13 protein-coding genes and 1 pseudogene are annotated in these 11,072 nt (G+C 68.9%); 7 read left to right on the forward strand and 7 right to left on the reverse strand.

Annotation, left to right across the window (positions count from 1 at the left end; translation table 11 throughout):
- On the forward strand, positions 1–333 hold a 333-nt coding region (locus tag QM619_RS13245; RefSeq protein ID WP_415109433.1), incomplete at its 5' end, for a hypothetical protein.
- A gap of 517 nt (positions 334–850) precedes the next feature.
- On the opposite strand, the pseudogene QM619_RS13250 reads toward QM619_RS13245, so the two are convergent.
- The 3 genes and pseudogenes from QM619_RS13250 to QM619_RS13260 all read right to left on the reverse strand — a co-directional run.
- Positions 851–1,063 (reverse strand): annotated as a pseudogene (locus QM619_RS13250) (hypothetical protein); the annotation flags it as partial.
- A gap of 138 nt (positions 1,064–1,201) precedes the next feature.
- Positions 1,202–1,999 (reverse strand): pyrroline-5-carboxylate reductase, encoded by a 798-nt coding sequence (proC, locus tag QM619_RS13255; protein ID WP_415109436.1) that lies wholly within the window; start codon positions 1,997–1,999, stop codon positions 1,202–1,204.
- On the reverse strand, positions 1,996–3,030 hold the full coding sequence (locus QM619_RS13260) for an aspartate-semialdehyde dehydrogenase (protein WP_415109439.1): 1,035 nt from the start codon (positions 3,028–3,030) through the stop codon (positions 1,996–1,998). The genes proC and QM619_RS13260 overlap by 4 nt, the downstream gene beginning before the upstream one ends.
- 36 nt (positions 3,031–3,066) lie before the next feature.
- Between QM619_RS13260 and QM619_RS13265 the strand changes: the two genes are divergently transcribed.
- Entirely contained in the window at positions 3,067–3,588 is a 522-nt protein-coding gene (locus QM619_RS13265; protein WP_415109442.1) for an ATP-binding protein, read from the forward strand.
- A gap of 16 nt (positions 3,589–3,604) precedes the next feature.
- On the opposite strand, the gene QM619_RS13270 is transcribed toward QM619_RS13265, so the two are convergent.
- Genes QM619_RS13270 through QM619_RS13280 form a run of 3 tightly spaced genes read right to left on the reverse strand, consistent with a single transcriptional unit; the run spans position 3,605 to position 5,357 of the window.
- A complete protein-coding gene (locus tag QM619_RS13270; protein ID WP_415109445.1) occupies positions 3,605–3,784 on the reverse strand; it encodes a hypothetical protein in 180 nt (59 codons plus the stop codon).
- Between the two features lie 29 nt (positions 3,785–3,813).
- Entirely contained in the window at positions 3,814–4,548 is a 735-nt protein-coding gene (locus tag QM619_RS13275; protein ID WP_415109447.1) for a CPBP family intramembrane glutamic endopeptidase, read from the reverse strand.
- Positions 4,545–5,357, reverse strand: coding sequence for a sugar phosphate isomerase/epimerase family protein (locus QM619_RS13280; RefSeq protein ID WP_415109450.1), 813 nt, complete (start codon positions 5,355–5,357; stop codon positions 4,545–4,547). Before QM619_RS13280 ends, QM619_RS13275 begins: the two co-directional genes overlap by 4 nt.
- Positions 5,358–5,515: 158 nt before the next feature.
- Between QM619_RS13280 and QM619_RS13285 the strand changes: the two genes are divergently transcribed.
- From QM619_RS13285 to disA, 3 genes are all read left to right on the forward strand, one after another.
- Positions 5,516–6,151 carry a VOC family protein gene (locus QM619_RS13285; protein ID WP_415109453.1) on the forward strand — a complete coding sequence of 212 codons (636 nt, stop codon included), beginning with the start codon at positions 5,516–5,518 and terminating at the stop codon, positions 6,149–6,151.
- 247 nt (positions 6,152–6,398) lie between these two features.
- Positions 6,399–7,802, forward strand: a complete 1,404-nt coding sequence (gene radA, locus QM619_RS13290) for a DNA repair protein RadA (RefSeq protein WP_415109461.1) — start codon at positions 6,399–6,401, stop codon at positions 7,800–7,802.
- 79 nt (positions 7,803–7,881) lie between these two features.
- The gene (gene disA / locus QM619_RS13295; protein ID WP_415109464.1) at positions 7,882–8,931 is read left to right on the forward strand and encodes a DNA integrity scanning diadenylate cyclase DisA; all 1,050 of its coding nucleotides are present in this window, start codon (positions 7,882–7,884) and stop codon (positions 8,929–8,931) included.
- Positions 8,932–8,944: 13 nt separating this feature from the next.
- On the opposite strand, the gene QM619_RS13300 is transcribed toward disA, so the two are convergent.
- Complete coding sequence (locus tag QM619_RS13300) at positions 8,945–9,580, reverse strand: hypothetical protein (RefSeq protein WP_415109467.1); 636 nt, start codon at positions 9,578–9,580, stop codon at positions 8,945–8,947.
- A 71-nt stretch (positions 9,581–9,651) separates the two neighbouring features.
- Between QM619_RS13300 and QM619_RS13305 the strand changes: the two genes are divergently transcribed.
- Complete coding sequence (locus QM619_RS13305) at positions 9,652–10,533, forward strand: A/G-specific adenine glycosylase (RefSeq protein WP_415109470.1); 882 nt, start codon at positions 9,652–9,654, stop codon at positions 10,531–10,533.
- 45 nt (positions 10,534–10,578) lie between these two features.
- Positions 10,579–11,004, forward strand: a complete 426-nt coding sequence (locus tag QM619_RS13310; protein ID WP_415109473.1) for a DUF4190 domain-containing protein — start codon at positions 10,579–10,581, stop codon at positions 11,002–11,004.
- Positions 11,005–11,072 lie beyond the last annotated feature (68 nt).

An 11,072-nucleotide genomic window follows, 5' to 3' on the forward strand; every position in this document is an offset into this window, starting at 1 on the left:
ACCAAACCCGGCTACACGACCGTCTCGAAGACCTCGAAGGCCACCAAGAAGGTGACGACCGGCAAGCTCAGCGCACCCGCACCGACGATCACCGGAACCACCAAGGTCGGCCAGACCCTCACAGCCAACCCAGGAACCTGGACACCATCCGACACCATGCTGGCGTACCAGTGGTACCGCAACGGCAAGAAGATCAAGGCCGCCACCACAGCCACCTACACCCTGGCCAAGGCCGACAAGAACAAGAAGATCACCGTCAAGGTCACCGGCAAGAAGGACGGCTACACCAGCCTGACCAAGACATCCAAGAAGACCGGCAAGATCAAGAAGTAGAACCCAAAGACACATCGCCCGCACTACGACACATCGCCTGCGTAGCAACGCAGGCGATGAGCCCGAATGCAGGCGATCATCTGAAGAGCGCACCCGCCGCTCGGATCAACTGTCTATGGCTCTTCGACCGGATTGAGCACAGCGAAACCAAGCTGTTCAGCCACCGACCTCATCACTCGATCGTGAGTGACGATCGTCAGATCAGGGACTCCGCATCGGAGAGCTGAGGCCAGGTGAATCGCATCGGGGGTACCGAATGTGCGGGATGATCGCCTCGGCCTCCTGAAGCACCGCATGGTCGGCTCCGACAGTGTCGAGGTAGTCCACAGGATCTCCTCACGGCGCTGGACCAGCAGGCCTTCTCTGCGGAGGACCCTGGTCAACTCGGTACGAAGAAGACGCGACGAGAGGACCGAGCAGTCGATGTCATCGGTGACCCGGTCGAACCACTCGGCCGCCTACGGCGAGTGGCCCAACAGGATCCGCACAGCGACAGATGTGTCGAGGTAGTACCCCTTCACCGGTCATCACGGTCGTCGGCAAGCAATTCTTCGATGGATGCGGCTGACCGCAACGGGTGCCGGGAGAGCCTTCGAGTGCGCGCCGGACCCGTTGCGCGACGGGGGGTGATCGCTACCGACGATGCCGCCGGCACGATGTACGCGACCGGCCGTTGGTGCTTCGTCAACTCGTACACCTCGCCTGCCTCGACGTCGGCGATCATCGCTGACGGGTTCTGACGCTACTGGCCAACGGTGATCGTCTTCACGCGTCGATACTACCTGGCCAATGTCTAGACATGTCTACGATGTGGCCGACCGCGGGACCCGCGCAGCGGAAAACCGGAACCCGATGCAACCGGCCCGGTTCAGCCGGCCAGCGCCCGGCTGCGGTCCCGGGCGGCCTCCATGGCGGTGAGGAACGCGGCTTTCACCTTGTGGTCCTCGAGCTGCCGGAGCGCGGCAGCGGTGGTGCCGCCGGGCGAGGTGACCTGCTCGCGCAGCACGGTCGGGTGCTGCCCGGATTCGACCAGCAGCTTCGCCGAACCGAACACGGTCTGCTTCACCAGGGTGGCGGAGATGTCCCGGGGCAGGCCGAGCAGCACGCCGGCGTCGATCATCGCTTCGACCACGAAGAACAGGTAGGCCGGGCCGGAGCCGGAGATCGCGGTGACGGCGTCCTGGTAGGCCTCCGGCACGGTGATCGCCTTGCCCAGCGCGCACATCAGTTCCATGGCGTGCGCGACATCGGCCTCGGACGCGCTGGAGCCGGCCGACACCGCGGCCATCCCCTCACCGACCAGGGCCGGGGTGTTCGGCATCACCCGGACCACCGCGGTGCCCTCGGGCAGGTGGCTCTCCAACTGGGCGGTGGTCACCCCGGCGCACAGCGACACGACCAGCGTCGCGGGACGCATCGCCGGTGCGATCTCGGGCAGGACGGCACCGACGTCCTGGGGCTTCACCACCAGAATCACGGTGTCGGCCTCGGCCGCCGCCTCGGCGTTCCCGGTAGCCCGGACGCCGTGCGCGGCGGTCATCTCGGCGCGCCGGAAGTCGCGGCGGTCGGCCACCACGATGTCGTCGGCCGACCAGGTGGCGCGCAATAGGCCATTGACCAGCGCCTCGCCCATCACGCCGGCGCCGATCACCGCCAGCCGGGTCATCGCGCAGCCACCAGCAACTCGGCGACTTGGACGGCGTTCAGCGCCGCACCCTTGCGCAGGTTGTCGCTGCTCACGAACAGCACCAGGCCGCGCTCGTCGGGAACCGACTGGTCGGTGCGGATCCGGCCCACGAAGGACGGGTCCTTCCCGGCCGCCAACCGCGGCGTCGGGACGTCGGCCAGCGCGACACCCGGCGCGGTGGCCAGGATCCCGCGGGCCCGCTGCGGGCTCAGCTCCTCGGCGAACTCGGCGTGGATCACCAGCGAATGCCCGGAGAACACCGGCACCCGCACGCACGTGCCGGCCACCGCCAGGTCGGGGATGTGCAGGATCTTGCGGGACTCGTTGCGGAGCTTCTGCTCCTCGTCGGTCTCGTCGCTGCCGTCGTCCACGATCGAGCCGGCGACCGGGACGACGTTGTAGGCGATCGGCGCCAGGTAGGGCGCGGGGTCGCCGCTCCCGTCGATGCCGCCGTCCAGGGCGAAACCGGACGGATCGGCGATCCCCCGGCTCTGTGACAGCAACGCGTTGATGCCGGCCACACCGGAGCCGGACACCGCCTGATAGGTGGCCACGATCAGCCGCTGCAGCCCGGCGGCGTCGTGCAGCGGCTTGAGCACCGGCATCGCCGCCATCGTGGTGCAGTTCGGGTTGGCGATGATGCCCTTCGGCGGATTGACCGCATCTTCGGGGTTGACCTCGCTGACCACCAGCGGGACGTCCGGATCCTTGCGCCAGGCCGACGAGTTGTCGACCACCAGGGCACCGGCGGCGACGACCTTCGGGGCGTACTCGCGCGACATGGTGGCGCCGGCCGACATCAGCGCGATGTCCAGTCCGGTGAAATCGGCGGTCGCGGTGTCCTCGACGGTGATCGGGGTGCCCTTGAAGTCGAGCGTCCGCCCGGCCGACCGGGCCGAGGAGAAGAACCGGATCGAGCTGACCGGGAAGTCCCGCTCGACCAGCAACGAACGCATCACATTGCCGACGGTGCCCGTGGCACCGAATACACCCACATGCATGGGATTCACCCTATCGCCGCGTCGCAGGCCAACTAGCATCGGCCCGTGATCGTGTGGCTGAACGGCACCCACGGCGTCGGGAAGACGACGACCGCGGCACTCCTCCAGCCACTGCTCCCCAACTCACGAGTCTTCGACGCCGAGAAGGTGGGTGAGACTCTGATGGACATCCGGCCCGGGTTACCCGTGACGGACAACTTCCAGCACTGGCCGCCCTGGCGGCCACTGGTGGTCGAAACGGCCCGCCGCATCCTCGAGTACACCGGCGGCACGCTGGTGATGCCGATGACCGTGCTGGTCGAGCCGTACTGGCGAGAGATCAGCGAAGGCCTCCACCACTACGGCATTCGCGTGCGGCACTTCCTTCTGCACGCCGACTCGGACACCCTGCGCCAACGCATCGCCGGCGACACCGTGCTGGGACCCTCCGAGTTCCGCTTCAGCTATGTCACTCCCTACGCCGAGGCCTTCCGGACCTGGTTGAGTAGCGAGGCCGAAGTCATCGACAGCACCCACCTCACGCCCGCCCAAGCAGCGTCAGCGATCGCCGACGCCGTCAACGGTTGAGTCAAGAGCGCTCGGTTCAGTGCGAGCGCGCCTCCTCGACAAGCCGCGATAGATCACGCCCGCCGCCGTGGCGCCAAGCGTTGATCGAACCTGTGCAATCGATCAGGACGCTGTCGAAGGCCGCCAGAATCTCGTCCGCCTTCCGACGAGCAGCTTCCAGCTGCTCGCCTTCCGCACCGACCGAGCTACGCGTCATTCTCCATAATGTACGCCGCAGCACTGCTACTACAGCCAGGTCAGGTAGGGCGCCAGCAGGGCGTAGCCGACGAAGGCGGCGATGTCGAGGATCGCGTGCGCGGCAACCAGCGGCGCGACCCGTCCGTAGCGGTGGTAGATCCACCCGAACACCAGGCCCATCACCAGGTTGCCGACGAAGCCACCGAAGCCCTGGTACAGGTGGTACGAGCCACGGATCAGCGCGCCGACGATGAGCACGGCCGGGACGCCCCAACCGGCCTGGCGCATCCGGGTGTACCAGAAGCCGACGATCACCACCTCTTCCAGAACGCCGTTCATGATCGCCAGCCCGATCAGCACCGGGATGGTCCACCAGTTCTCGGCCAGGTTCGCGGGCTGCACGGTGGTGTTCAACCCCGCCGCTCGCGCCGCCAGATACAGCCCGAGCCCCGGTACGCCGATGCCTGCGGCGATCACGAAGCCCCAGCCGGCGTCCCGCCATGGACTCCTCAGGTCGAAGCCGATCCGCTCGCGATCGCCGGACAGCCGCAGCAGGTAGAGCGCCAACAGGGCCGGCACCAGGGGAAAGACGATGCCGGCCAGCTGGTACGACAGGTCCAGCCAGGGCCGGTCGGGCGTCACGCTGGTGTTGATCTGGGTGGTCTGCTGACCGATCGGGACGGCGCGGGTCAGCTTCTCGGCGATCGACAGCACCGAATACACCGCCGACTGCCCTAGCGAGACACCCAGAACCAGCAGCGCCTCTCGCCCCGGACCCCTCACGCGGCGTCCTCGTCGAGTTGACCCAGATGCTTGCGGGCGAACAGCAGGGCACTCGCCAGCGCCTCTTCGCGGCCGCGGCGGTCGAGGTCGTTGGTGTTCACCTCGAGCACCACGTGGCCGCGGTAGCCGCGTCCGGCCAGTTCGGCGAGGACGGCGTCTGCACGCTGGGTGCCGCGTCCGGGCAGCAGATGCTGGTCCTTGGCCGACCCGTTGCCGTCGGTGAGGTGAACGTGCGCCAGCCGGTCCTCCCAGCGCCGGACCAGGTCGAGCGAGTTCTGCCGGGCGGTCGCGGCGTGGGAGAGATCGAGGGTGAGGTGGTCGTAGTCGAGATCGGTGGGGTCCCAACTCGGCCGGTAGGCCTGGAAGTCGCCACCGCCGGGCGCCCGCCACGGATACATGTTCTCCACCGCGATCGTGACGCCGCTCGCGGCGGCGAGTTCACGCACGCCCTCGACGAACCGGGTGGCGTAACTGCGCTGCCAGCGGAACGGCGGATGCACCACCACCACATCGGCGCCCAGCTGGTTGGCCGCCTCAGTGGCACGCTCCAGCTTCACCCACGGGTCGCTGCCCCACACCCGTTGGGTGACCAGCAGGCAGGGCGCGTGAATCGCCAGCACCGGAATCCGGTGGTAGTCGCGAAGCCGCTGCACGGCGTCCACATCGGCGGCGAGCGGATCGATGCCGACCATCACCTCGACGCCGTCGTAGCCGAGCAGGGACGCGATCTCGAAACCGGCCGCGGTGTTCTCCGGGTAGACCGACGAGGTCGACAGCGCAACCTTCGACTCGGCCCTGAACCCACTCACACCGGTCATCATAGGCCTCCGCCACAGCGGCTCCCGGCGCTGGCGACAGACGGTAGTTGACCGGTCAAAATTTCATCATCGTGACGTTTGCGTGACGTCCCGAGGCCACGCCAGGCGCCGATTTCGCGTGAGCGGCATCTCATGGTGACAATGTCTCCATGCATGTCGATCACCTGACGTTCGCAGCAGGTCCGGCAGGTCTCAAGGCTGAGGCCGACCGGCTCGGGGAACTGCTCGGCGCCAAATTCCGCGATGGCGGATTCCATCCCCGCTTCGGCACCCGGAACCGGATTCTTCCGCTCGCCGACGACCGGTACATCGAAGTCGTTGAGGTACTGGAGCATCCGGCAGCCGAGAAGGCGCCATTCGGGCAGGCCGTCCGGGCCCGCTCCGAAATGGGCGGCGGCTGGCTGGGCTGGGTCGTCTCGGTCGCCGATCTGAGCCCTTACGAACAGCGCCTCGGACGCCAATCGGTCACCGGATCGCGGCATTTTCCGGACGGTCGGCTGCTCGAATGGAAGCAGATCGGGGTTCGCGGACTGATGTCCGATCCGCAGTTGCCGTATTTCATCAGATGGACCAGCGACGAGTCCGTCCTGCCGCGGGCGCTGGGCGGCGAGCTTCAACTGGTCGAATTGGAGATCTCGGGCAACGAAGAGCGGGTCGAGGACTGGATCGGTGCGGAGGTCGACGGCAACTTCGACGGCGTCAACATCCGCTTCACTTCGCCCAACGGGCAACCCGGCCTGGACGCCGCCACTTTCAACACCAGCAACGGCCCGGTCCGCATCTAAGGCCCGTCCCAAGGCCTGCCTCGGGATCTCGCCGCCGAGTCGCCGAGTGCGCGGAGATCCCGGCGTTCGCCGGGATGACGGAGGGTTCGTCCCCGGATCTCGCTGCCGAGCGGCTCGGTGCGCGGAGATCCGGCGTTCGCCGGGATGGCGGAAGGTGCCGGGATGACGGAGGGTTCTTCGCCCGTGATGACGGCGGCCGAGGGCTTGGCCGCGAAAACTGTCGGTGGCGCCCTCTAGCCTGCGATGCATGGCCAAGAACACCACCGCCCACCGTTGCTCTGAATGCGGCTGGACCAGCGCCCGCTGGGTCGGGCGCTGCACGCAATGCCAGAGCTGGGGGTCGATGGCACCCCACACCCCCACCGCGGACGTCGCCGGCGCCGTCCGTGGCAACCCGACCGGTCCGGCGCGGCCGATCCGCGACGTCCCGCTCGCCGAGGCGGCGTCCGTCGCGACTGGGGTCGCCGAGCTAGACCGGGTGCTCGGCCAAGGCCTGGTGGCCGGCGCCGTCGTCCTGCTCGCCGGTGAACCGGGAGTGGGCAAATCGACATTGCTGCTCGATGTCGCCAGCCGGTGGGCGGCGAGCGGACGCCGCACGCTCTATGTCTCCGCGGAAGAATCGGCAGCCCAGGTGCGGCTGCGCGCCGGCCGGATCGGCGCCCTGGCCGACGAGCTCTACCTCGCCGCCGAGACCGACCTGGGCGCCATCCTCGCCCACATCGAACAATCCGCGCCCGAGCTGCTGGTGCTCGACTCGGTGCAGGCGGTCACCGTCAGCGGCAGCGACGGCGTGACCGGTGGCGTGGCACAGGTGCGCGAGGTGACCAATGCGCTGGTCCGGGTCGCCAAACGGCGTCGGCTGCCGGTGCTGCTGGTCGGCCACGTCACCAAAGACGGCACCGTCGCCGGGCCGCGGCTGCTGGAACACCTGGTCGATGTCGTGCTCTCGTTCGAGGGCGATCGGCACAGCGGGCTGCGGCTGGTGCGGGCGTCCAAGAACCGGTTCGGGCCTGCCGACGAGGTGGGCTGCTTCGAGATGACCGAAGACGGCATCCGCGAGGTTGCCGACCCGAGCCGGCTGTTCGCGTCGACCCGCGCCGAGCCGGTGCCGGGAACCGCACTGACCGTGACTCTGGAGGGGCGGCGTCCGCTGCTCGGCGAGGTGCAGGCGCTGGTCGCGGTGTCGGCGGCGCAGACTCCCCGGCGGGTCACCCACGGGCTCGACTCGGGCCGGGTGTCGGTGATCCTCGCGGTCCTGGAACGTAAAGCGCGGGTCCGGCTGCACAACAAGGAGGCCTACGTCTCCACCGTCGGCGGCGCCCGGCTGGTCGACCCGGCGGCCGACCTGGCGGTCGCGCTCGCGGTGGCGTCGGCAGCTGCCGAGCTGACCTTCCACCGTCCGTTGATCTCGCTGGGCGAGGTCGGGTTGTCCGGCGAGTTGCGTCGGGTGGCCGGGCTCGACCGGCGGCTGGCCGAAGCCAAACGGCTCGGCTTCACACTGGCGCTGGTGCCGCCCGGTACCGGCCTCCAGCTGCCCGGAATGCGCATCGTCGAGGTGGCGACCGTCGAGGCCGCGGTCGACTTGCTCGGATTGCGACCACCGAAGCGCCGCAACCCCGACGGTCCGCACCTGCGACTCGCCGAGGGCTGACACCGGTTGGCGCCTCGGCCACAGGCTTGCGCCGTAGACTGCCGAGATAGCCTTCCTAAAGAAATCCTGAGGTTCATCTGTGAGCGTCCCGTCGACTCGGCTCAATCGCGCCCTGGGACTCATCGCGCCCGGCACCGCGGTCCGCGATGGTCTCGACCGGATCGTGCACGGACGCACCGGCGCCCTGGTGACCCTGGGCAACAACGCCCGGCTCCAGGCGTTGAGCACCGGCGGCTTCGCCATCGACGTGCCGTTCTCGGCCACGGCACTGCGCGAACTGGCGAAGATGGACGGCGCCATCATCCTCAACGACGCCCTCGACCGCATTCTGTTCGCCGGCGTCCATCTGATGCCGGACGCCGCGGTCGAGACCACCGAGACCGGCACCCGGCACCGCACCGCCGACCGGGTGGCCCGGCAGATCGGGGTGCCGACGGTGACCGTGTCGGCGTCCATGTCGACGATCTCGTTGTTCGTCGACGACACCCGGTGGACGGTACAACGTCCCGAGCAGCTGTTGGCCCGCGCCAATCAGGCCTTGGCCACCCTGTCGCGCTACCAGGAGCGGCTCGCCGAAGCCACCGCCCGGCTGTCGGCCGCCGAGGTGCAGGACACCGCGACCGTCCGCGATGTCGCGGTGATCGCCCAACGCCTCGAGATGGTGCGTCGGCTGCAGAACGAGGTGAACGGCTACACCATCGAGTTGGGCACCGACGGCCGGCTGGTCCGGCTGCAGCTGCAAGAGCTGGTCGCCGGCCTGGACGAACTGGCCACCGGCCTGGAACGGGATTACTGCGGCGAGAAGGTCGGCCTTCGCCTCGCCCGGCTCGCCGAGCTGGACACCGACGACCTAGCCCATCCGGCATTGATCGCCCAGGCCTGCGGGCTTGGCGACGACGTGGGCCGCCGGCTCTCGCCGTTGGGGCATCGCCAGCTCGCCCAGATCGGACGCCTGCCCGCCTCGGTCGCGGACGCCCTGGTCAACCATTTCGGCAGCCTGCAAGGACTGTTCGGGGCCAGCACCGCCGACCTGCTCGGAGTGGACGGCGTCGACTATCGGATCGCCCGGACCGTCCGCGAGGGGCTGATCCGGCTCGCCGAATCGGCGTATTCCGAGCGCTTGAACTGAGCCTTCGCTGCGATCAGGCCCTGGTCAGCTGGAACACCGACCGGGCCGTCGCGCTCTCCTTGTAGACGGCGGTGGCGATGTAGGTGCCGGCGCCGAGAACGGACTTGGCCTGCTTGCAGCCGGCGGCCGAGCGGAAGGTGGCCCACTCGACCTTGAATTCGACTGCGGCGCCGGCCTGCAACGTCTCGGTCTTCACCTCGGGCAGCCACTTGTCGCAATGAGCGGTGGTGAACACGCGGTCGCTGCCAGATGCGACCCGCAGCACGAAGGTGTCCTTGGTGATCTCCATCACGCAGGGCGACTTGGTGTTGTTCTCGGCAGTGACGCTGAAGGTCTGGTTGCTGCCCGACTTCACACTCTTGAAGCCCTTCACCTCCAACTGGACGCCGATCGCCTCGCAGCCGGTGGGTGCCGCAGGCTCGGTCGGGCCTGTGGACGGATCGGTGCTGGTCGTCGTCGGGGTGGGCGCGGGCGACTCGGCGGTCGGCGTCCCGCTGGTCGCCGGCACTCCTGCGGTCGGCTCGCCCTTGGGCAGGACAGCCCAGACCACCACGCCGACGACGATCACGGCCAACAGGAGGACCAAACCACGCCGAATCCAGTACACGGCAGGCGGCTGCGGCCCCTTGCCTGTCAGCACTTCCCTCATGCCGCCAAGGGTAGGCAGAGGCGCCCCGAAGCGGCGGGAGCCCACGCCGGACGCGAATACAGTGGCTCCCGATGGAGACCACTGCCCCGATGGACACCGGACGCCTGGCCGCGACGATCATCGCGTGGTACGACCGGAACGCCCGCAACCTGCCTTGGCGGGCACCGGACGCCTCCCCCTGGGCGATCATGGTCAGCGAGTTCATGCTGCAGCAGACCCCGGTCGCCCGCGTCCTGACGCCGTGGCGGGAGTGGCTGGCGCGGTGGCCGACGCCCTCCGCGCTGGCCGGCGAACCGGTCGGCGAGGCGATCCGAGCCTGGGGACGGCTGGGCTATCCGCGGCGAGCCCAGCGGCTGCATGCGGCCGCCGTCGTCATCGTCGAGCGGCACGGCGGCGAGGTCCCCAGCGATCCGGACGCCTTGCGGGCGCTGCCGGGGGTGGGCGACTACACCGCCGCCGCGATCGCCAGCTTCGCCTTCGGTGCCCGCCAGGTGGTGCTGGACGTCAACGTCCGGCGCGTACTGGCCCGGCTGGACGGCGGCCAGGACACTCCCGACGGATCTCCCACGCCCGCGGAGCGGATTCGGGCCGAGGCCTGGCTGCCGGACGAACGGTCGGCTGCCCGCTGGTCGGTGGCGGCCATGGAGTTGGGCGCCCAGCTGTGCCGGGCCAGCAATCCGGAATGCACCGGTTGCCCGGTTCGGGCCGAGTGCCGCTGGCTCGCCGCTGGACGTCCGCCCGGCCCACCCCGCCGACGGCAGCTCTACGCCGGTACCGACCGCGCCGCCCGCGGCCACGTGCTGCACCGGCTCCGCGTCCGCGAGCCCGGCGAGACGCTTTCCGCCGACCAGCTCACCGACGGCTGGCCGGACGCCGAACAGGCCGCCCGCGCGCTGCGTTCGTTGCTTGCGGACGGCCTGATCAGGACGACGGACGGCGGCTACCGGCTATAGGAGGTCGGCAACCTCCTATTCTGGGAGGGATTCAGGAGGGCACCCATGAGAAACCAGCAGTATTCGCCCTGGTCACAGCCGAACGACCCGACTGAGCCCACTGGCTGGTCACCACCGCAGCAGTTCGGCACGCCGGCTTCCCAGCCCCACTATCTGTCGCCCGACACCGCCTACGCCTTCGACCAGCGGATGCCCTACCACGAGCCCGCCGAACATCCCAATGCCATCAGCGCCCTGGTGCTGGGCGTCCTCGGCATCGTCACACTGTTCGTCGCCTTCCCGTTCCTCAGCCCGGTCGCCTGGTACCTCGGCGCCAAGGCCCGCCGCGACATGCGCCTCCAACCGGGTCGCTATCGTCGCTCCGGCGCACTGACCACCGGCTACGTGCTCGGCATCATCGGCACGCTGATCGCGCTGGTCTTCATCACGATCATCGTGATCGGCGTCGCGTTGTTCGCCTTCTTCCGCTGAGCAGCACGCCGAGACGGCAGGCGGGCCCGGGGGTGATTCCCCGGGGGGCCGGGCGGGAGTGGGGGCGG

Source organism: Micropruina sp., assembly GCF_047606665.1.
In the GTDB taxonomy this organism is placed as follows: Bacteria; Actinomycetota; Actinomycetes; order Propionibacteriales; family Propionibacteriaceae; genus Micropruina.